The sequence below is a fragment of the Roseobacter fucihabitans genome, assembly GCF_014337925.2.
GTDB lineage: Bacteria > Pseudomonadota > Alphaproteobacteria > Rhodobacterales > Rhodobacteraceae > Roseobacter > Roseobacter fucihabitans.
Genome location: NZ_CP143423.1, coordinates 1,067,161 through 1,088,450, shown reverse-complemented (window position 1 = coordinate 1,088,450; position 21,290 = coordinate 1,067,161). Strand labels below are relative to the sequence as shown.

The following is a 21,290-nucleotide window of genomic DNA, read 5'->3' as shown; positions in this document are numbered from 1 at the left end:
TGGGCTTACTCCGCCGCCTCGACGGCCCGCACACCCAGTACCGATTTGATCGTATCGCTCTTGATGTCATCATGTTCTGCAATCACCACCAAACGGCCCTGACGCGCCTCACCCGCGACCCAAGGGCGATCATATTGATGGCGCACCCGCGCGCCCACCGCCTGCACCAAAAGGCGCATCGGCTTGCCCGCCACGGCGGCATAGCCCTTGATGCGCAGAATGTTGTGCTCATTGGCCAAGACCTGAACCGCCCGCACCAGGTCCTCTGGGTCCGCAACCTCCGGGATGTCCACAACAATGCTCTCGAAATCTTCGTGATCGTGATCATGCGGACCATCGTGATGGCTGGGGCGGGCATTCATGTCATCCTCTGCCGCCGCTTCCAGACCCAGAATGATGCGCGGATCGACCATACCCTCGGCGACCTCAACCACCGGCAAGGGGCGCGGCGCATGGGTGGCGATAAACGCCTTGGCCTTCGCGACACCCTCAGGACCGGCCAGATCAGGTTTGGTCAGCAGGATAATATCGGCACAAGAAATCTGATCCTCGAACACTTCCGACAAAGGCGTCTCGTGATCAATGCTCTCATCCGCCGCGCGTTGCGCATCGACCGCCGCGACGTTGGACGCAAAACGCCCCGCCGCCACGGCCTCTGCATCCGCCAGAGCAATGACACCATCCACTGTAATTTTCGACCGGATATCGGGCCAATCAAACGCCTTCAACAGCGGCTTGGGCAAGGCCAACCCAGACGTTTCGATCAAGATGTGATCGGGGCGCGGCTCCAAGGCCATCAGAGCCTCAATAGTCGGAATGAAATCATCCGCTACGGTACAGCAAATACAGCCATTCGCCAGTTCCATGATGTTTTCCGCCGGGCAATCGGGGATCGCGCAGCTTTTGAGGATATCCCCATCCACGCCCACATCACCGAATTCATTGACGACAATGGCCAGACGTTTGCCACCCGGATTTTGCATGAGGTTCCGGATCAGCGTGGTTTTACCCGACCCCAGAAAGCCGGTGATGACGGTAACGGGGAGTTTTGCAAGATCAGTCATTTTCAATCTCCAGCGGCGGTATGCGCGCGATACAGTTGCGTTTGAAATGGTCGGGCCGTTCGCGCCACGGGATCAACCCATCGCTCGTGGCGTTGTAGCGCGCAGCCCCGTCGAGAAGGATGTCAGGATGCGACACTTCGTCGATGTTTCCGTAAATATAGGTCCACCGGTCCCCCCCGCGCAGCGCGATGGTGCAACCGTGATCACAGTTTTGCAGACATTCGACCGGTTTCACACTCACCCCTGCGGGCATATCCTGCGCCCTCAGCGTATCAAACAGGCGCTGGCCAGGACGGCGTTCGTCCTCGGGGATTTCCAGACCGCGCCTGCATTTGACGCAGACAAGCAATTCCGTGGTCTGGGTTTCGGGCACCGTGATCTGTACTTTGGCCTGTGTCGTCATAATATCCTGTCCCATTGTCCATGGAACGTGGGTCTGATGGCGAGAAGAGCCCCGTCGCGCGGAGCATGTCCCGACACCGGAGCACCCCGCCCGGTTTCTTCACGTCACGCTGGCAGGTCTCCCGGCTCACGGATCCCGGCAGGGTTTCTGCCTGTGCTTTGGGGCCCCTTCCCGGACATATATCCAGTGGCATGGCCGAAGCTTTCCGTTCACGGTCGCGGGGGCGGCTGTGTTTATCAAATCGCTTTGAGCACACATTCCCTTTTCACTTGGCCAAGCCAAGCACCAGCAGGCTCCAATGTCTCTGAACCCATAGCATTGTCAAGCATAACGGGGCGTGGGCGCGTGTTTTGCCCGTCGCGCTAAACCGGAGCGGATGCTTTTTGCCCGCGCCACAGCGTAAAGAGGCCCGAAACCACAATCAGCGCGCATCCCGCAAGCACCGACCAACTCAGTTGCTCCCCAAAGAGCATAACCCCGAATCCAATGCCGAAGAGCAGTCGCGTGTAGCGAAACGGCGTTACCGCTGAGACCTGCCCCATCCGCATCGCTTTCATCAGGCTGGTATAGGCGAGCACCCCCGCAAAGGTCGCGCCCATAAGATAGAGCGCCGCGCCGCCGCTCAGGGGCTCGAATGTCTGCCCCGCCCATAGCGTATAGAAAACGCCCGCCATAACGACCGACAAAAACCCGTAAAACCCCAGAACCGACGCGCTCAGCGCGCGCGGTGCCGCCCGACTGGCCAGATCCCGCCCGGCAAAGCCAAACATGGCGATCACAGCCAGAAGCGAGAGTAAGGAAAAGCTGTCCGAGCCCGGCTGCACAATCACCAGGACCCCCAAAAGTCCGATACCGATTGCGATCCAACGGCGCGGGCCCACTTTCTCGCCAAAAACCATCGCCGCCCCGGCAACCACAACCAGCGGCGTGGCCTGTAAAATAACGGTGGCCGAGGACAGCGGCGTCAGCGTGATCGCCAGCGCAAAGAACAACCGCCCGGTGATTTCGAACCCCACGCGCAGGCGCATCGCAGGAGAGATCGCATCCGCCGTGCACAGCCGATCCCGTTGCATCCGCGCGATTCCCGCAAAGATAAGTGCGCCCCCCAGACCGAAGAGGACCAGTATCTGTCCGACTTCAAGGGTTTGCGCCGCCAGTTTGATCAGCGAATCTTCAAGCGCGAAGGCCGCCATCGCACCGACCATCCACAGGCTCCCGAGGGTATTGGTACGGGTATCGGTCGCGATGTCGATCTGCATGGTGTCTCCGCGTGGCGATCCGGGCTGGCTTATGCGCTCGAATGACCGATTGCGGCAATACCGTCAACACGCATCGCGTCTGCGCCGCAAGCGGCAACGCGCCTTTCTCCTGTGCGCCCAGAGAGGCGGCCCCCTGCGCGTAGATTTGAATTGGTCGAAATACACGCTTGGGTTAGGCTGGCCAAAGCCAAGCGCGCTGTGCCTTGGCCAAGGGAGGATTTATCAGATGACAGACCGTATGCGTTTTGGCATATTTTTAGCCCCGTTTCATAAACCGGGCATCAATCCGACACTGGCACTTGAACAGGACCTCGAACTGGTCGAATGGCTGGACCGGTGCGATTATGACGAGGTTTGGTTTGGCGAACACCACTCTGCGGGCTCGGAAATTTCGGCCAGCCCGGAGATCATGATCGCGACCTCCGCACCTCGCACGCGGCGCATCAAGCTGGGCACCGGGGTGGTGTCGGTCAGCTATCACAACCCGCTCTGGGTCGCCGAAAAGATCGTGCAGCTTGATCATCTGACGCGCGGCCGCGTGATGTTGGGGCTGGGGCCGGGCTCGCTGCCCACGGATGCGGCCATGATCGGGCTGTCGCAAAAGGACACGCGCGGGTTGCTGGCGGATGGGCTTGATGTGATCACGCGGCTGTTGCGCTCTGAGGAGCCGGTGAATTTCGAAAACGACCGCTGGACCCTCAAGGACGCGCGCCTGCACCTGCGGCCCTATTCGAACTTTGATCTGGCCACCGCCGCTGTGGCCTCGCCGACCGGGCCGAAATTAGCCGGTAAATATGGCACCGGCATGATTTCGATTGGCGCGACCACGGCTGCGGGCTTTGATGCGCTGGCGCTGCATTGGGATGTGATCGAGGAGGAATCCAAACATTACGGCCACACGCCGGACCGTTCCAAATGGCGCCTTGTCGGGCTGTGCCATATCGCCGAAACCATGGAGCAGGCACGGCGCGATGTTGAATATGGCATTGAGCATTGGTTCAATTATTTCCAGGAAATCGCGGCCTTTCCGCAGATGTCCATGCCCGGCCAGAACGCCAAGGAGATGATCGATTTCATCAACGACAGCGGCTTTGGTGCGATCGGTACGCCCGAGATGTGCCGCGCCCAGATCGACCGGCTGTGGAAACAGAGCAACGGAGGCTTTGGTGCCTATCTGATGCTGGCGCATAACTGGGCCAATTTTGACGCAACCCGGCGCAGTTATGAGTTGATCGCGCGCGAGGTCTTCCCGCATTTCCAGGGCCATCACCTCTCTACGATGAATGCGGCCATGCGTGCGCAGAAGATGCGCCCGGAACTGGCAGAGATTCACGCCAAGGCGGTGGAAACGGCGCAGGATAACTATGCCGCCGAAAAGGAAACACGCAGCCACAAGGCCAGTGAACCCGCAGAATAGCCACAAAGGGGCAGTGCGTGTCAGGCGCACTGCCCCCCCGGATAGGCGGGTCTCAGCATGACACAGGCGCTGAAAATGCGCCAAGACCCCTGGATCGGATATGATCGCAGAGATCAAAGCCGCGACTGCTCACTTAACCACCAAATTGCGGCCCCCGACGCATCCGTTTGATTGCCTCGCGCAGGCCGAATAGGTCCGATGCCGTGAAACTGTGAAGCAGAGTTTCGCCCTCTTTTGCGGCAATTCGCTCGTTGCGCAGGGCTTTCTGAGCAGGTCACCACCCTTGATTGCCCCCCTCCTCACTCAGCATCAGGCGCGGTTTGACCGAATTTTCCATGAGGATCATCGCCTTTTGGGCTATGGCAGGCGATTGGACAGGGCGCTGGGTCCAATAAATTTGCCGCCATCGAAGAGCGTGGCGGCATCGGTTTTTAACCAATGGTCAGCCTATTTCGGTGATCCAGAAGCGTAGGGGCGCAATTTGGGGGCCGCCCTTCATGAGTTTGCATTTCTTTGATCACAAATTTCTGGCTGAATGTCGCCGTAAGACACATTGGCATGTCAGAAAGTGTATCGCGCGCTAAGGTGCGGTGCGTGGCCAGCGCGACGCCCCTGACCCGGCGCATCTGGACGATCCGGATCGCCTTGCGCGGCACCGCGTTTAATACGATCGGGTATCGTTGCGTCTTGTCGGCTGCGCGCGCAGGTTAACGATCTCTGGACATTGCCTTTGCGCAAATTCTGCCTCTGGGCAAAACGTCGCAGCACTCTCACAGGCCTTTAAAAGCAGGCGGCTTTACGCACAAACAGGCAGTTTTTTGCCGATTTGCAACATTTCAACGCGAAGTTGCAAACCGGTGATGAAACAGGCTTGCTCAGAAAAGTTCCGAAGATTAAGCACTTATTTGCAAAGTGTTAGTCATGATAAGAAACGGACACTTTGAAGAAACAGGCAATGAGGCGGCTTTGTGCGGACACGGATGGCGATCAAATTTCATGGCATGCTGGAACGGCATTTCCCTGAACGCCGGGTGTTTTTGAAGTCAGACGTCGATACAAGATTTATTCGCCTGCGCCCGGAAACCCAGTTGATTGCCGTGACTGGTGCGTCGTTACTTGTCGCCTGGACGATTGTCGCAACGGCCGTACTCTTGATGGATAGTATTGGGTCCGGCAATTTTCGCGATCAGGCCAAGCGGGATGTTCAAACCTATCAGGCGCGCTTGAATGACCTCTCCGCGCAACGCGATGGGCGCGCCGCCGAGGCGCTCGCGGCACAGGAGCGGTTCAATGCGGCCCTTGACCAGATTTCGGCGATGCAGTCGGAATTACTGGAATCAGAAACCCGCCGTCACGAGCTTGAGACCGGCATTGAAGTCATGCAGACAACCCTACGCAGCACCATGAAAGACCGCGAAGCGGCGCGACAGCACCTCGCCCTGCTACAGGCAGAAAGCGGTGATGAAGCGGCGCGCGGCCTTGCTGAGACCCAAGAAACGCTCGCTCCGGTCGATTTTCTCGCGGAGGCGCTGGCACGCACCGCCGAAGAACGTGATGCGGTTGTCGCGGATGCCCGGGCCGCAATGGATCGTGCGGATGACTTGAAACTCGAAATCGCGCTGATGCAGGAAAACAACGATCAGATTTTCCGCCAGCTTGAAGAGGCGCTGACGGTTTCAGTCGCGCCCCTGGACAAGATGTTCAAAGCCGCAGGCATGCCCCCCCAACGTATTCTGGACCAGGTCCGGCGTGGGTATTCCGGTCAGGGCGGACCGCTGACACCATTGTCTTTTTCGAGCCGTGGAGAAGAGTTATCTGCGGATTTCACACGCGCCAACCGGCTGCTGGAACAGATGGATACGCTTAATCTCTACCGTATCGCTGCGGAGCGGGCACCCTTCGCGCTTCCCGTGAAGTCGGCCTTTCGCTTTACCAGCGACTTCGGCTTTCGCCGCGACCCCAAAACTGGCGGTCGCCGGATGCACCGTGGGGTCGATTTTGCCGCTCCCGCGGGCACGGATCTCTTTGCCACGGCGGATGGAACCGTCATCCACGCCGGTTGGCAATCCGGCTACGGACGTCTCATAAAAATCAAACATGATTTCGGAATTGAGACCCGATTTGCACATCTTTCAAAAATTCGCGTTAAAGTTGGGCAAAGGGTCTCGCGTGGAGATCATATTGGTGATATGGGAGCATCTGGACGGGTGACTGGCGTGCATCTCCACTACGAGGTGCGTGTCGGTGGGAAAGCTGTAAACCCAATGATCTATATCAAGGCTGCAAAAGATGTTTTCTAAGAGCAAAATCAACGAACCAGGCCAGAAACCGGCTGAACCGAACCCGGCGACAAAGCCTCCCTCTTCTTCCGCGCCGGCGTCACCGGCTCCGAACGAGTATAAGGCGAGCCCTCCGAAGGCCAAGCCGCCAGCGTCTGTGCTGTCAGCCGACCTGCACGTGACCGGTAACATGAAAACCACCGGGGACATCAATGTCGAAGGGACGGTCGAGGGCGACATCCGCGCGCATCTTTTGACAATCGGTGAAACCGCCACGATCAAGGGTGAAGTTGTCGCGGATGATGTGGTGGTTAATGGTCGCATCGTCGGTCGCGTACGCGGCTTGAAAGTTCGACTGACGTCGACTGCCCGCGTTGAAGGGGACATTATCCACAAGACGATTGCAATCGAATCGGGTGCCCATTTTGAGGGCTCCGTGCAACGCCAAGACGATCCGCTCAACCCTGGCGCAAAGACCGCGCCGGCAGCGAAGGCCAACCCCGCGTCCTAATTATTCCTTCGCAAATTGTCAGAAAGCGCCGCGGATGCGGCGTTTTTTTTGCGCCGGATGTCTGTATCTCGAGAATCACCTTAGCCAATTTGGCCACTCAGCACGTAAACTTCTGTTGAATCAGAGGTCATTTTTGAGAACGAGCGCTACCCAGAGTAGAATGTGACGGCGATATGAGGTTTTTAGCTCAAGTTTATTGCAATGATTCTTAGCGTAACGTATTTATTTGGAGCGATGTGTGTTGAGGAATAGTTATGTTGTTAATGAAAATTCTACCCGCTTTGGGGATAACGGTTGCTTTGGTACTTCCTGCAGCCGCTACAACGATCGGAAATGTCGCCGGTGTCTATGATGAAAGCGCCAAAGCGCGCTCAAATGGCCCCATAACGGCGACACAATTGCGAGACTTTGACGAAACGGGCGGAGATCCGCTGCTCGAAATCGTCGGCAACACTCACATCTTCGGCTTTGTTGCACATCGAGCAAATTTCTCTGGTTCGCGATTTACCGACAAATGGGCGATGGATTTTGGCACTGATACATATAACGTGGTGTTTCGTTGGGATGCCTTCGCGAATTACAATGTTCCGGTTGAGTTTGACGGTCGTTTTGGAATGAACAATGTCTATACTGACCTTGGCACGAACGGTGTCCTGAAACTGGGCAACCTGACGGGTCTCGTCTCATTTGATTTGGATCCAATCCACGGGAATTTCAGGTCCACGAAGGACGAGCGTGCCGTCTGGGACATCAAAGCTGAAAAAGTAAGCGCAATTCCTTTGCCAGCCGGTGCGGTCTTGCTGATGACTGGTCTTGCAGGCTTGGCTTTTGCGCGCCGCCGCAGGACTTAAAGCGATACGCTAATTTTGATCATCGAAGCGAAAAAAGACTAAGGGTGCTCTAATGATTGCCCCTTAGTCCTTTGTTTAATCGGTCGCGGTCACTCTTTCCATTCGGTCGGGCGCGCCAATAACGGCCCCATTTGGTCCCGCTCCCAGCTTGATAGCATCCAGAACCTCAAGCCCCTCCGTCACACGGCCTACAACTGTATATTGACCGTTCAAAAAGTAGCCTTCGTCAAACATGATGAAAAACTGGCTGTTGGCGCTGTCGGGGCTCTGTGAACGTGCCATGCCGACAACGCCGCGATCAAACGGTACATCCGAGAATTCAGCCGCCAGATCGGGTTGATCAGAACCGCCCGTTCCCGCACGTCGCATATCCCCGCCGGTCTTGCCATGCTGTACATCACCGGTTTGCGCCATGAAACCTTCGATGACGCGGTGAAATACAACACCGTCATAAGCACCTTCCGTCGCAAGCGCCGTGATGCGGGCGGCGTGTCCAGGTGCCACATCTTCGAGAAGATCGATGACAATCGTGCCATTGGCCTCCCCCGCCACCTCGATTTCGATGCCGCTGGCCAAAGCGGGTCCGGCCAGCATCACAGATGCCACAGCAGCTTTATACATCAGCCGCCACCTTCATCGAGATGATCCGGTCCGGCTCTGCGGGCGGCTCACCTTTGGTGATGGCGTCGACGTGCTCCATGCCCTCGATCACCTGCCCGTACACGGTGTATTGCCCGTTCAGGAAATCATTATCCTTAAAATTGATGAAAAACTGGCTATTGGCGGAGTCCGGGTTTTGCGACCGCGCCGCCCCGATCGAACCACGCGCATGTGGGATCTTGGAAAACTCAGCGGGAACATTCGGCAAATCCGATCCGCCGGTTCCCGCCATGCGCAGGTTGAAATCATCTTCCATGTCGCCGTGTTCCACGTCACCCGTTTGCGCCATGAACCCATCAATGACACGGTGAAACGCAACGTTGTCATATTGTCCCGAACGCGTCAGCTCCTTCATCCGTGCAACATGTTGGGGCGCGACATCCGGCAGCAATTGAATCGTAACGGTGCCCCCGTTCAATTCCAGCAGGATCGTGTTTTCGGGGTCTTTGATTTCGGCCATTGGGCGCTCCTTCGTTAACTGTTTGACGTTTACCTAAGGCGTGGCGACACAATTGCCAAGCAAGTCCATTGACCTCTGGGCTGATAAGCGCAAAACACAGGCGCAGGATACAGCGAAGGATCAAGAGATGGGTTGGAAAACACTGGATGACATGGATCTTTCGGGCAAACGTGTCCTGGTCCGCGTGGATATTAATGTCCCCGTTGAGGCCGGTGTGGTCAGCGACACCACCCGGATCGACCGAATTGTCCCAACGATCAAGGATATCCTTTCCGGCGGTGGTACGCCCGTTCTCATGGCCCATTTTGGCCGCCCCAAGGGAAAATATATCCCCGAAATGTCGCTGCGTGTGACCCTGCCCAGCCTTGAAAAAGCGCTTGGACAGGAGGTCGTTTTTGTCGAGCGCCCTGATCCGGCGGCGTTAAAAGCACTGCCTGCCGGCTCCGTCGTATTGCTGGAAAACACGCGCTTCGCCGCAGGTGAGGAGGCAAATGATCCGACTATGTCACGCTTTCTGGCAAGCCTCGGAGATATCTATTGTAACGATGCGTTTTCCGCCGCCCACCGCGCCCATGCCTCAACCGAAGGGGTTGCGCACCTGCTGCCGTCCTGTGCCGGGCGCTTGATGCAAGCCGAACTCTCGGCGCTGGAAAAGGCGCTCTCTCACCCGCAACGCCCCGTCGGTGCCGTCGTTGGCGGTGCCAAGGTCTCCAGCAAAATCGCGCTTTTGGAAAATCTGGTCGCGCGCCTTGACGTCCTGGTGATCGGCGGCGGCATGGCCAATACATTTCTGGCCGCGCAAGGTGCGCAATTAGGGGCATCGCTCCAGGAACCGGATTTCATGGATACCGCCAAATCCATCATGGCGCGCGCCGATGAGACCGGGTGCCGTATTATTCTGCCCGTCGACGGTCTGGTCGCGCGGGACTTCAAGACGGGGGCCGCACATGAGATCGTCCCACTCGGGCCCGAAACGGTTCTGGAGGCGGATCAAATGGTGCTGGATGCCGGACCGCTCAGCGTAAAAATCGTATTGGGCAGTTTTGCCGATCTGAAAACCCTGATCTGGAACGGCCCGCTTGGTGCTTTTGAAATCGCGCCCTTCGATCAAGGAACCAATGCGGCCGCAGCGGAGGCCGCGCGCCTGACACAGGCGGGATCTCTGATTTCGGTTGCCGGGGGCGGGGATACGGTCGCCGCTTTGAACCAGGCAAATGCGGCGGATGGGTTCACCTATATCTCGACCGCGGGCGGCGCGTTCTTGGAATGGATGGAAGGTAAGGAGCTACCTGGGGTCGTTGCGTTAATGTCCTGATCGCCTGCGATTTACGGAACGAATTCTGTCCTGCTGCGCAACAGGACAACCCCAATCAAAGGGGATTCCCATGCGGGATTGCCTGTGCCATACTGCGCACACGCCCGGTAAGAGGCGAGCATGAGGCAATGACAGATGACCCGCACCCCCCGGCCCGCTCTGGGCACTTTCATGTTTTTTGCCTTGGCCATGGGGCTGGCCACGTATTTCACATTCGCGGCCGTGCAGGGTGATTTTGGACTGTTCCGCCGTGCAGAAATCGTGGCCGAAGCGGAGGCGCTTCGCGGACAGCTCTCAGAGGTAAAAGCGCAGGTGGCCCGGATGGAAAACCTGACGCGGCGCTTGTCGGATGGCTTTCTCGATCTTGATTTACTCGACGAGCAGGCGCGCTCCGTTCTGGGTTTAATCCGCGCCGATGAAATCGTCATCAGATAGTGTTTTCGTATCTAAAGCAGTACCTTAACAAGCATCAAAACCATATGCCATATTGCCTCTCGCATTAGCCGTGCGAATCCGATATTAAATAGTTTAACGCTAAACTATCTGCCCGACATCGGGCGTGACGAGGGAGAACCGCTCTGATGGCACCGCGAAAATCCACCAAAACCCCAAATGTATCTGCGGAGGAGTTAACGGCCTTTTACCGCGATATGCTCTTGATCCGGCGATTTGAAGAAAAAGCCGGACAGCTTTACGGCATGGGTTTGATCGGCGGTTTTTGCCACCTCTACATCGGCCAGGAAGCGGTTGTCGTCGGTCTCGAAGCGGCGGCCAAAGAAGGCGACAAGCGCGTGACGTCCTACCGCGATCACGGGCACATGCTGGCCTGCGGCATGGACCCCAAGGGCGTGATGGCCGAATTGACCGGGCGCGAGGGTGGCTATTCCAAGGGCAAGGGTGGCTCCATGCATATGTTCTCCAAGGAGAAACATTTCTACGGCGGACATGGCATTGTGGCAGCACAGGTACCGCTGGGTGCCGGTCTGGCGTTTTCTGACAAATACAAGGGCAATGACAACGTCACCTTTGCCTATTTCGGCGATGGTGCGGCGAACCAGGGACAGGTCTATGAGGCTTACAACATGGCCGAAATCTGGAACCTGCCCGTCATTTTCGTGATCGAGAACAACCAATATGCGATGGGCACGTCGACCAAACGCTCCACACATTCCCCAAGCTATTGGGAACGCGGTGCCGCTTACGGAATAAAGGGCGAAGAGGTTGACGGCATGGATGTTCTGGCCGTGAAGGCGGCGGGCCAAAAGGCGGTCGAGACCTGCCGCGCGGGCAAAGGCCCGTATATTCTGGAAATCAAAACCTACCGGTATCGCGGACATTCCATGTCGGATCCGGCCAAATACCGAACCCGCGAAGAGGTTCAGAAAATGCGCGACGAACGCGATCCGATTGAGAATGTGCGCTCCCTTCTGCTGACGGGCAAACACGCCTCAGAGGAGGATCTCAAGGCGATCGACAAAGAGATCAAGGAAATCGTGAACGAGAGCGCCGAGTTTGCCAAGACCTCGCCCGAACCGGCGCTGGAGGAACTTTGGACCGATATTTATGCGCAAGCAGGGGAGGCTTGATCCATGGCAACTGAAATTCTCATGCCCGCCCTCTCGCCCACCATGGAAGAAGGCACGCTGGCCAAATGGCTCGTGAAGGAGGGCGACACTGTCTCCTCCGGTGACATCATGGCCGAGATCGAAACCGACAAGGCCACGATGGAATTCGAAGCCGTCGACGAAGGCATCATTGGCAAGATCCTCATCGAGGAAGGCACAGAAGGCGTGAAAGTGAACGCCGCCATCGCGATCCTGCTGGAAGAGGGCGAAGACGCCTCTGCGATTGGAAATACAACACCTGCTGCGGCACCGGAGGCTGCTCCAGCAGCCGACGCGGGCGGTGAGGTGTCCCCTTCAGGGGCCGCCGAGGCGCCCGAAACCGACAGCTCTCCGGATTGGCCCGAAGGCACCACGCTGAAACAGCAAACGGTGCGTGAAGCCCTGCGCGACGGCATGTCCGAAGAAATGCGCCGCGACGATTCCGTATTTCTGATGGGCGAGGAAGTCGCGGAATATCAGGGGGCCTATAAAATCTCCCAAGGCATGTTGGACGAATTCGGCGAAAAACGCGTGATCGACACCCCCATCACTGAACATGGGTTTGCCGGCATCGCGACCGGTGCGGCCTTTGGTGGATTGCGCCCCATCGTTGAATTTATGACCTTCAACTTTGCCATGCAGGCGATGGATCAGATCATCAACTCCGCGGCCAAAACGCTCTATATGTCGGGCGGTCAAATGGGCGCGCCCATGGTGTTTCGCGGACCCAACGGCGCTGCGGCGCGTGTTGGTGCCCAACACAGCCAGGATTACGCGGCCTGGTTCATGCAGATCCCCGGCCTTAAAGTGGCGATGCCCTACTCCGCGTCAGATTACAAAGGGTTGATGAAAACTGCGATCCGCGATCCCAACCCGGTGATTTTTCTGGAAAATGAAATTCTCTATGGGCGCACATTCGATGTGCCCGATATCGACGATTATACGGTGCCATTTGGCAAAGCTCGGATCTGGCGCGAGGGAGACGATGTGACCATCGTCAGCTTCGGGATCGGCATGCAATATGCGCTGGCGGCCGCCGAAAAGCTGGCAGAGGAAGGGATTTCTGCCGAGGTCGTCGATCTGCGCACACTCCGCCCGATGGACACCGGGACGATCATCAAATCGGTGATGAAAACCAACCGCTGCGTGACCGTTGAGGAGGGCTGGCCGCAGGGTTCCGTGGGCAGCTATATCAGTTCGGTGATCATGCAGGAGGCCTTCGACTATCTGGATGCGCCCGTCATCAATTGCACTGGCAAGGACGTTCCCATGCCCTATGCCGCAAATCTTGAAAAACTGGCGCTGGTGACCACGGATGAGGTCATCGCCGCCGTGAAACAAGTCACCTATAAATAAGGAGCGCGCAAGATGCCCACAGAAATTCTGATGCCCGCCCTGAGCCCCACCATGGAAGAAGGTACTTTGGCCAAATGGCATGTGAAGGAGGGAGACACGGTTTCCTCCGGCGACATCATGGCCGAGATCGAAACCGACAAGGCGACAATGGAATTCGAAGCCGTCGATGAAGGCGTCATCGGCAAGATCCTGATCGCCGAGGGTAGTGAAGGCGTGAAGGTGAACACGGCCATCGCCGTCCTGCTGGAAGATGGCGAAACAGCCGATGACATAGAGAGCACATCTGCGGCTGCGCCGACTGCGAAGGAGGCGCCTCAGAAACAGGCCGAACCCGCCGCGCCCACCCCCTCCGCCTCTGCGCCAGCACCGCAAGGCAAAGACGGCGCGCGTGTTTTTGCCTCCCCCCTGGCGCGCCGGATTGCCGCTGAGAAAGGTCTGGACCTTGCAACGCTCAAAGGGTCCGGCCCCCATGGGCGTATCGTGAAAGCCGACCTGGAAGGCGTGCAGAAAACACCGTCCAAACCAACGGTTGATGCGCCCGCACCTGCCGCGCAAAGCAAACCGGACGTGTCAAAAGGCCCAGCCGCGGACGCGGTCATGGCGATGTATGAGGGGCGCGCCTTCGAGGAAGTGACCCTCAACGGTATGCGCAAAACGATTGCCGCACGTCTGACCGAAGCCAAACAATCCATACCGCATTTTTACCTGCGTCGGGACATCGAGCTGGATGCCTTGCTTAAGTTTCGGAGCGATCTCAACAAGCAGCTTGAGGGTCGCGGCATCAAACTGTCGGTGAATGATTTTATAATCAAGGCGTGTGCACTCGCGCTTCAGGCCGTGCCGGATGCGAATGCGGTGTGGGCCGGTGATCGCATTTTGAAACTCACGCCGTCCGACGTCGCCGTCGCGGTGGCTATTGAGGGGGGGCTTTTCACGCCCGTTCTCAAGGATGCAGAGATGAAGTCGCTTTCCGCGCTGTCATCGGAGATGAAGGATCTGGCCGCACGCGCACGGGACAAGAAGCTTGCACCCCACGAATACCAGGGCGGCAGCTTCGCGATTTCCAATCTTGGGATGTTTGGCGTGGATAACTTCGACGCCGTGATCAACCCACCGCATGGTGCCATTTTGGCCGTCGGTGCCGGTATCAAAAAGCCGGTTGTTAGCAAAGATGGAGAATTGGGAATAGCGACCGTTATGTCCGTCACCCTGTCAGTCGACCACCGTGTGATTGACGGTGCGCTGGGTGCTCAACTGCTGCAATCCATCAAAGATAATCTTGAGAACCCGATGGTGATGCTGGCTTGAAATGGCACTTCTGAGACCTGGCTAAACAGTACCGTGATGCCACGGCGATCACCGTCGCATTGAGGAGTAATCACTAAATAGGGTTAGAGCGGTCTGTGTTGATCGGATAACTTGGTAAATGTGGCGGGCTGCAAATTCAATGTTGGTGCTTCGTGCCTACGCGCCACAGGTGAATTTCCTGTGGCGATTTTTTATGACCGTATAGAAGTGACCTTCACCCATTTCCCAATTCCTTTGTATCTCCCACGCGCAATAGTCCGCGCCCTAACAGTACGGCTCATGGGCAGATTCAATAAACGAGACCTCCTATCCTTCGCGCGGAACCATCTTTTGAACCCCATTATTTTGACTGTTCTTAAACGCGCGGCGCATCTTCTTGTCGTTTAGCAACACACCAGACGCCTGTGGCCATTCAAGATGATCTTCTTTACCAATGGGCCAAAGTTTGTGGCGACCAAACTGCCATAGGTTGCACTCTCGCACTAAAGCGTTTTGTATTTAATCTGAGGCATAACCTTCAAGCCATAAACTTCTTCAAGGTGGGCGCGAATATCGCGGGTCGACAACCCGGCGGCATTGAGCCCGATAATCTTGTCATCCATCCCGTCGATCCGGGTTTGACCCTTCTGGATTAGTTCTGGTTCGAAACTGTCATCGCGGTCACGCGAAATGTCGATGGGCACTGCGACGTCATTGCCCCCTCCCGGCAGCATGCTGCGCATGCGCCTGTCGGGCAGTGGATGCCTCGCATCAGTTGCTCGGGACGCGAGGCAAAAATGGTGAGTAAGGAGCACAAGCTGAGTGTACGCCGTCAATGCAAGCTGCTGACGCTGACCCGATCCCACTTGTACTATGAACCGAAGGGGGAGAGCGCTGAGAACCTACGGTTCATGGAAATCATTCACTGCCCGGCAGGGTTATGCGAAGCATGATCCCGAGAGGGGATAAGCAATTCCTCGAAACGCCATGGTAGGGGTCACGTCAAATGGCGCGGTGCATGCAACGCAACAACCACAAATGCGGTCGCCATTGCGTGCGCCCTCTCATGCGGCTCATGCGTTTGGTCCCGATCTATCAGGAACCCAACACGAGCAAGAAACATCCCCAGCATAAGATCTGGCCGTATTTGCTTAGGAAAGCCGTGATCGACCGCCCGAACCAGGTATGGTGTGCTGACATTACCTACATCCCGATGCGGCGTGGCTTTCTGTATCTGGTGGCAATCATGGATTGGTACAGTCGCAAAGCCCTTGCTTGGCGGTTGTCCAACAGCATGGACGCGGACTTCTGCGTTGAAGCCTTGAAAGAGGCACTGGCAAAGCACGGCAGGCCAGAGATATTTAATACGGACCAAGGCAGCCAATTTACCAGTGGTGCTTGGATCGACGTGCTCACGGATGCAAAGATCAAGATCAGCATGCCTCTCGTGACATTGCTACGCAATGCACTGACGGTAATAGATGGCAAAGCTGCCTGGCGGGACAATCGCATGATTGAAAGGCTTTGGCGATCACTGAAATACGAATGCGTCTACCTGAACGCCTTTGAGGCGGGTTCAGAAATGCGGGCGGGGATCAGCAAATGGCTGACCTATTACAACTCTGAGCGCCCACATTCGACCCGCGGCATATTGACCCCCAATGAGGCCTATGTCAGCAAAACAGAACCAATGAGATTGGCAGCCTAAATGAAACCCTGATCCATCTTAACAAGGCTGCAAACTGGTCGGAAAAGTAAGACCAACTCTCTCCATGAATTGCTTACCCACTCGATATCGTTCGATCCAGAAAGCTCTGTGTGAGCTCATCATGATGAAATTTTTGCAGCCGATGCATGTTCCCGCTGAGCGATTGCTTAGATCAGGTTCATGATCATCCAAGTACTCCGGCGTATCGTTTAGTTCTTTGCAACGCATCTCGGATGGAGCAACATTTAAACATCCTCCATGAGAACATTCGTGAAAGCGCAGGTCGTGTTTCTGAATCCATTTTTCGGTTTCGATCCAAATTTGTTGGCCGCCATCTTTCGTTACGGCCTTCAACTGCTGGAATTCGTTATCTATGGCAAGTGCAGAAGCAGCTCTACCAGCGACCGGTTCACCATGTATAAGCTCTTTCATTCGTCGCAGCGTCAAAGCACGCTCGACTTCACCTACTGCGTCAAGCTGTTTAGGATTGTGGGTGTACTGATAGGTCATCGCCAACGATGAATGGCCGTATTGAACACGCAGCACTTCGACAAGGCGCGGATCCGTAATGTAAGCAAAGTTGGCATAGAGCTTTCTTATCATATGGCTCGACACGCCCGCTTCCTCATCGCCTATATTCTCTACCCGCAGAAACTCTCTCAGCCTCCGGTTATATCCCCCATTCGTAAGACCAGTAATACTTGCAGCCGAGAAAGGGAAAACGCGTGTTGCTTGTAAAAAGAGTCGATTGGATTCAGCAATTTTCTGCCAATTTCTGAAGAGAGCTGCAGCAACCTTGCCCTGATCCCCAAGTCTCATCCGGCTTTGCGCGGAATCCTTTGGGTTAGATCTTTGGCGTTAGGCGGCCATTTTGTCCATCGCCTTTCTGTGCGAGAATTCCATCGGGGTCAGGTTGCCCGAGCCTGAATGTGGTCTTTGCCAGTTGTAATCCTCCTGCCATTCCTCGAGCGTTTTGCGAGCATCGCCTAAAGCACCAAACAGCGTTTCGTTGAGGCATTCATCCACTGCCCGGCAGTGCATGTTTACATGCACGAGAGGGGCGCAGCTTGCCGTTGAAGCTTTCAATGAAACCGTTCTGCCGGGGCCTTCCGGGCGCGATATAGTGCCAGTCAATGCCGGTATCCTGAACCCATTTGAGAGGATCGCCATGCTGGTGAACTCGGTACCGTTGTCCGATACAATCGTCGTTGGCATGCCGCGTTCAGTAATGATCTGATCCAGTTCACGCGCGACCGTTGACCAGACAGCGACGTGTCGGCCACCAGCACCAAGTTCTCGCGGCTGAAGCCATCGACAACTGCCAAAATGCGAAACCGACGTCCATCTGTCAGCGCGTCAGACACGAAATCCAACGACCAATGCTGGTTCGGTCCGTTGGGCAATGCCATTGGCTTCCTCGTTCCCAACGCGCGCTTCCTGCCACCCCTGCGACACACCTGAAGCTTCTCTCTTCACGATAGATGCGCCGCACTTTCTTGTGGTTCACCTCAAAGCCCTCCCGCGCAATCATCACGTGGATGCGGCGGCACCCAAACCGAAGAGGCGCGTGACATGATGGAGGCCGGGCAATTCGAGGAGGCCTACGCCGCGCTGTGGCCCGCCGCGCGCTCGAGCAATGCGGATGCGGAGGAATTGATTGGCGTCATCTATACGATGGGGCTTGGGGTGGCGCGCGATGACGTGCGCGCCTTCGAGTGGTATCTGCGTTCGGCGATGAAGGGTCATCCGGGCGCGCAATCCGGTGTCGGGTGGTATTATGAGGTCGGGCGCGGATTGCCCAGCCCGGACCTGGTGCGCGCTTATAAGTGGTATACGCTCTCGGCGATTGGCGGTGATCCCGACGCCGTGATCAGCCTTGAAGAGGTCGACAAGAAAATGACGCCGGAGGAGATCGAAAAAGCGCATGTTCTGGTCGCTGATTACAAGGTCTGGATGTATCCATTCCGTTAATATGACCCAAGAAGTGCCTGCATATGCGTTGCATTTGGATTAACCCTCGCCGCAGGGCATATTTTTGGAACAATGAAGCGGAGGAGAGGGCCCATTGGGCGGGCCCTCTTCATGCGGATCAGTTGAGGTCAGCGTTACGGGCTTCGCCCACCTCGGCTTCGGCCTCGGCAACAGCGGTCGAGAGCGCATCGAAGATTTCCTCGCCGCGTCCGACGTTGGCCTTGAACCAGTCAAACACAGGGGCCGCGCCCTCTTTGAAGGCCGCTTTCTGCTCTGGTGTGGGCACATAGAGGTCCCCGCCTTCGGCCACGAACTGCTCGTAAGCCTCGATGGATTTGCGCTTGGGCGAGGCAAAAGTTGCTTGTTGCAGCGCATAGAACCCATCGACCACAACGCGGCGCATATCCTCGGGCATTTCCAGGAATCTGGCGTTATTCATCCACCACAGCGCGCCCATATAGGCATGCCCGTCCAGCGTCACGTATTTCAGACCCGCATCGGGGAATTTCATGCTCATGATGTCGGTGATCCCGTTCTTGGAGCCTTCAACCACACCGGTCTGGAAGGAGGTAAAGAGTTCCGGCCACGGGATCGGCGTCGGGGCGGCACCCAATGCCTTGACCAACTCCTGCGGCAGATCGGCGACCACGGTGCGGATCTTCAACCCTGCCATATCGGCAGGTTCCGCAACGCGGCGTTTAGTATTGGCAAAATTGCGCCAGCCGCCGGTGTTGCCGATGGTCATCAGACGGATCGTGTCACCGGAATCCTCGAGTGCCATCGCGCGCATCTTGCGGGTGAAATCGCCCGACAGCACGGTTTCGGCAATCCGGTCATCCGCCATCAGGTACGGCAGGTCAAGCACCTGAACATATGGGAAAATCCCAGATGCGCCGCCGGAGGTCGACACATAAATATCAATTGTCCCATCCGCCACGCCTTGCAGGCATTCCGCACCGTTACCGCACAGCTGCGTACCGATGAAAAGCTCCACTTCGATGGCACCGTTGGAGGCGGCCTCGACGTAGTTCTTGAAGACAACCAGACCATCATAGTCTTCGTCGTTCTCATTCGAATTCGCCGTGGCGCGGATTTTGAAATCCGCTGCGGTCGCCGCCATCGCAGTGCCCGCCAGAAAGGCGGCAAGGGTCAAGGTTTTCAGTGTGTTTCCAAGCATTAAGCTCTCTCCCGTTGAGTTGTCATTAATTTGCAAAGCCCGTCAGTCGCGGAATGGTCATGGATATGGCGGGGATATATGTGATCAGGAATATGACCGCGATCTCCACCGCCAGAAACGGCAGGATCGCCTTGGAAATGGCCTCGACGCGTTCGCCTGAGACCGAGGAGGCGACAAAAAGCACCAACCCCATCGGCGGTGTCGCAAGCCCCACGGTCAGATTAACGCTCATGATGATCGCGAAATGGATTGGATCGACGCCAAGGCTGACAAAGATCGGCCCCAGGATCGGCCCCAGAATGATGATCGCCGGCCCCGCGTCCAGAAACATGCCGACCACGAACAGCAACAGGTTGATCAGGAACAGCAGGATCAGCGGATTGCTTGTCAGGCTGAGCACGAATTCGGCCATGGCTTCGGGCGCATGGCTGAGGCTGACCACGGTCTTGAAAGCCATGGCGGCACCGACCAGCAAGAGCACCACGGCAGATGTGATGCCGGCGCGGTTCAGAACCTCCGGCAAATCGCGGAATTTCAATGTGCGCATCACGAATAGGCCGATGACCAGCGCATAGGCCACGGCAACGGCGGCGGCTTCCGTCGGGGTGAAGACACCCACCAGGATACCGCCCAGAATGATCACGGGCGTCAGCAGTGGAAAGAACGCCTTGAGGCTCGCCTGCCCGCGCTCGCCCCAGGTATGTTTCTGCGTGGCCACGGGGAAGTCGTATTTATCCGCCTGTAATTTGACCATCAGCATCAGGCCGAGGCCGACCATGATGCCCGGCACAATACCCGCCAAAAACAATGCCGCAACGCTTTCGCCCATCACATAGGCATAGATAATCATGATCCCCGAAGGCGGGATAATCGGACCGATCACCGAGCTTGCAGCGGTGATGGCGGCGGCAAATTTACGCGTGTAGCCCTGTTTTTCCATCGCCGGGATCAGCATGGAGCCAAGTGCGGATGTATCTGCCACAGCAGAGCCCGATAGCCCCGCAAAGAGCATGGAGGAGAGGATGTTCACATGCGCCAGCCCGCCGCGAAAATGCCCCATCATGGCCTGGGCAAATTCCACCAGCCGCATGGTGATGCCGCCCTTGTTCATCAACTCGCCCGCGAGCATGAAGAAGGGGATCGCCATCAAGGGAAAGCTATCCATCCCATTGTAAACGTTACGGTAAAGCAGCGTGATGTCTTTTTCCTGACCATTCAGCCAGAGCAAAATACCAGGGGCGGCCAGAAGGCCAAAAAACACCGGCAGACCGATCAACAGGAAGATCAGGAAGAGCGGGAGGAACCAGACCAGCATCATTCGGCTCCCACTTGTTCAGACAGCGCAATCGCGGGAAGGCGGTCTTCACCGCCCATCATCGTCACTATCGCGCGCAGGATCAATTCGACATTCACCGAAATCAGCAGCACGATGCCAACCAAAAGCGAGGCCATCATCCAGCTGCGCGGCACCCGAAGCCAGGTTTCAAAGCCGAAATCCATCGGGACAAAGAGCGACGCCGTGGCAAAGCGCCCGGCAAATCCGGTGACTTCGGACCATCCGATCTGTACCGCGACGATCAAGACGCCGAGGCTTAGAAAGAGCAAAAGCAGCGTGATCACTGCGCCCAAGCGCGCAGGCAGCAAGCGCACCAGCGTGTCGATGGCCACGAACCCACCGCGGCGAAACGCCGTCGGGGCCATCAGCCCGGTCATCCACATCATGCAAAAGCGCGCGGCCTCATCCGGCCAGGGCAACGCATTGTTCAGCGCATATCGAAAGAAGACCTGCACCAGGATCGCCACGACCATCGCGGCCACTGCAAATACGCCAATGGCACGCCCAAGCGTCAGCAGCACCTCATTGGCCAGCCGGAGCGGTGTCATCACCGCCAGCAATGCTCCCATATCGGAGCCTCCTCCCTTGTGTCCGGTTATTCCGGATCACTGCGCACGGGTTTTCCCCGTACC

Annotated in this window: 20 protein-coding genes, 2 pseudogenes and 1 riboswitch; of the genes and pseudogenes, 11 read left to right on the top strand and 11 right to left on the bottom strand. The window is 56.9% G+C overall.

The features are described 5' to 3' along the window. Positions 1-5 precede the first annotated feature (5 nt). The 3 genes from cobW to ROLI_RS05485 all read right to left on the bottom strand — a co-directional run bounded on the left by cobW (position 6) and on the right by ROLI_RS05485 (position 2,726). Complete coding sequence (gene cobW / locus ROLI_RS05495) at positions 6-1,064, bottom strand: cobalamin biosynthesis protein CobW (RefSeq protein WP_187431294.1); 1,059 nt, start codon at positions 1,062-1,064, stop codon at positions 6-8. Further along, positions 1,057-1,467, bottom strand: coding sequence for a DUF1636 domain-containing protein (locus tag ROLI_RS05490; protein ID WP_187431307.1), 411 nt, complete (start codon positions 1,465-1,467; stop codon positions 1,057-1,059). The genes cobW and ROLI_RS05490 overlap by 8 nt, the downstream gene beginning before the upstream one ends. Positions 1,468-1,560: 93 nt before the next feature. Then, positions 1,561-1,772: riboswitch (cobalamin riboswitch) on the bottom strand. Between the two features lie 57 nt (positions 1,773-1,829). Beyond that, entirely contained in the window at positions 1,830-2,726 is an 897-nt protein-coding gene (locus ROLI_RS05485; RefSeq protein WP_187431295.1) for a DMT family transporter, read from the bottom strand. Positions 2,727-2,952: 226 nt separating this feature from the next. Between ROLI_RS05485 and ROLI_RS05480 the strand changes: the two genes are divergently transcribed. The 4 genes from ROLI_RS05480 to ROLI_RS05465 all read left to right on the top strand — a co-directional run bounded on the left by ROLI_RS05480 (position 2,953) and on the right by ROLI_RS05465 (position 7,784). Beyond that, positions 2,953-4,143, top strand: a complete 1,191-nt coding sequence (locus tag ROLI_RS05480) for an LLM class flavin-dependent oxidoreductase (protein ID WP_187431296.1) — start codon at positions 2,953-2,955, stop codon at positions 4,141-4,143. 968 nt (positions 4,144-5,111) lie between these two features. Next, the gene (locus ROLI_RS05475) at positions 5,112-6,443 is read left to right on the top strand and encodes a DUF5930 domain-containing protein (protein WP_187431297.1); all 1,332 of its coding nucleotides are present in this window, start codon (positions 5,112-5,114) and stop codon (positions 6,441-6,443) included. Beyond that, positions 6,433-6,933: a polymer-forming cytoskeletal protein gene (locus tag ROLI_RS05470; RefSeq protein WP_187431298.1), complete on the top strand. Its 501-nt coding sequence runs from the start codon at positions 6,433-6,435 to the stop codon at positions 6,931-6,933. Before ROLI_RS05475 ends, ROLI_RS05470 begins: the two co-directional genes overlap by 11 nt. A gap of 254 nt (positions 6,934-7,187) precedes the next feature. Continuing rightward, positions 7,188-7,784 carry a VPLPA-CTERM sorting domain-containing protein gene (locus tag ROLI_RS05465; protein WP_222869619.1) on the top strand — a complete coding sequence of 199 codons (597 nt, stop codon included), beginning with the start codon at positions 7,188-7,190 and terminating at the stop codon, positions 7,782-7,784. Positions 7,785-7,859: 75 nt separating this feature from the next. On the opposite strand, the gene ROLI_RS05460 is transcribed toward ROLI_RS05465, so the two are convergent. After that, complete coding sequence (locus ROLI_RS05460; protein WP_187431300.1) at positions 7,860-8,405, bottom strand: peptidylprolyl isomerase; 546 nt, start codon at positions 8,403-8,405, stop codon at positions 7,860-7,862. Next, positions 8,398-8,904 (bottom strand): peptidylprolyl isomerase, encoded by a 507-nt coding sequence (locus ROLI_RS05455; RefSeq protein WP_187431301.1) that lies wholly within the window; start codon positions 8,902-8,904, stop codon positions 8,398-8,400. The genes ROLI_RS05460 and ROLI_RS05455 overlap by 8 nt, the downstream gene beginning before the upstream one ends. 127 nt (positions 8,905-9,031) lie before the next feature. Between ROLI_RS05455 and ROLI_RS05450 the strand changes: the two genes are divergently transcribed. The 5 genes from ROLI_RS05450 to ROLI_RS05430 all read left to right on the top strand — a co-directional run bounded on the left by ROLI_RS05450 (position 9,032) and on the right by ROLI_RS05430 (position 14,487). After that, positions 9,032-10,219: a phosphoglycerate kinase gene (locus ROLI_RS05450; RefSeq protein WP_187431302.1), complete on the top strand. Its 1,188-nt coding sequence runs from the start codon at positions 9,032-9,034 to the stop codon at positions 10,217-10,219. Between the two features lie 135 nt (positions 10,220-10,354). Next, complete coding sequence (locus tag ROLI_RS05445) at positions 10,355-10,654, top strand: septum formation initiator family protein (protein WP_187431303.1); 300 nt, start codon at positions 10,355-10,357, stop codon at positions 10,652-10,654. Positions 10,655-10,800: 146 nt separating this feature from the next. Further along, positions 10,801-11,805 carry a pyruvate dehydrogenase (acetyl-transferring) E1 component subunit alpha gene (pdhA, locus tag ROLI_RS05440; protein ID WP_187431304.1) on the top strand — a complete coding sequence of 335 codons (1,005 nt, stop codon included), beginning with the start codon at positions 10,801-10,803 and terminating at the stop codon, positions 11,803-11,805. A 3-nt stretch (positions 11,806-11,808) separates the two neighbouring features. Beyond that, positions 11,809-13,179, top strand: a complete 1,371-nt coding sequence (locus ROLI_RS05435) for a pyruvate dehydrogenase complex E1 component subunit beta (protein WP_187431305.1) — start codon at positions 11,809-11,811, stop codon at positions 13,177-13,179. Between the two features lie 12 nt (positions 13,180-13,191). Then, a complete protein-coding gene (locus tag ROLI_RS05430) occupies positions 13,192-14,487 on the top strand; it encodes a pyruvate dehydrogenase complex dihydrolipoamide acetyltransferase (RefSeq protein WP_338469239.1) in 1,296 nt (431 codons plus the stop codon). A gap of 482 nt (positions 14,488-14,969) precedes the next feature. On the opposite strand, the gene ROLI_RS05425 is transcribed toward ROLI_RS05430, so the two are convergent. Continuing rightward, on the bottom strand, positions 14,970-15,200 hold the full coding sequence (locus ROLI_RS05425; protein WP_405049022.1) for a transposase: 231 nt from the start codon (positions 15,198-15,200) through the stop codon (positions 14,970-14,972). Positions 15,201-15,206: 6 nt separating this feature from the next. Here ROLI_RS05425 and ROLI_RS05420 point away from each other — a divergent pair. Next, positions 15,207-16,174, top strand: a pseudogene (locus tag ROLI_RS05420) (IS3 family transposase); the annotation flags it as partial. 18 nt (positions 16,175-16,192) lie between these two features. Here ROLI_RS05420 and ROLI_RS05415 read toward each other — a convergent pair. Next, positions 16,193-16,993, bottom strand: coding sequence for a hypothetical protein (locus ROLI_RS05415; protein ID WP_338469238.1), 801 nt, complete (start codon positions 16,991-16,993; stop codon positions 16,193-16,195). Between the two features lie 39 nt (positions 16,994-17,032). Then, a pseudogene (locus ROLI_RS05410) lies at positions 17,033-17,732 on the bottom strand (IS3 family transposase); the annotation flags it as partial. Between the two features lie 14 nt (positions 17,733-17,746). On the opposite strand from ROLI_RS05410, the gene ROLI_RS05405 reads away from it, so the two are divergent. After that, positions 17,747-18,145 carry a tetratricopeptide repeat protein gene (locus ROLI_RS05405; protein WP_187429858.1) on the top strand — a complete coding sequence of 133 codons (399 nt, stop codon included), beginning with the start codon at positions 17,747-17,749 and terminating at the stop codon, positions 18,143-18,145. 118 nt (positions 18,146-18,263) lie between these two features. Here ROLI_RS05405 and dctP read toward each other — a convergent pair whose 3' ends face one another. From dctP to ROLI_RS05390, 3 genes are read right to left on the bottom strand one after another with little or no spacing between them, the layout of a single operon-like run. Further along, positions 18,264-19,322 carry a TRAP transporter substrate-binding protein DctP gene (dctP, locus tag ROLI_RS05400; protein WP_187429857.1) on the bottom strand — a complete coding sequence of 353 codons (1,059 nt, stop codon included), beginning with the start codon at positions 19,320-19,322 and terminating at the stop codon, positions 18,264-18,266. Between the two features lie 25 nt (positions 19,323-19,347). Beyond that, on the bottom strand, positions 19,348-20,637 hold the full coding sequence (locus ROLI_RS05395; RefSeq protein WP_187429862.1) for a TRAP transporter large permease: 1,290 nt from the start codon (positions 20,635-20,637) through the stop codon (positions 19,348-19,350). Further along, a complete protein-coding gene (locus ROLI_RS05390; protein WP_187429856.1) occupies positions 20,637-21,227 on the bottom strand; it encodes a TRAP transporter small permease in 591 nt (196 codons plus the stop codon). The genes ROLI_RS05395 and ROLI_RS05390 overlap by 1 nt, the downstream gene beginning before the upstream one ends. Positions 21,228-21,290: the final 63 nt, after the last annotated feature.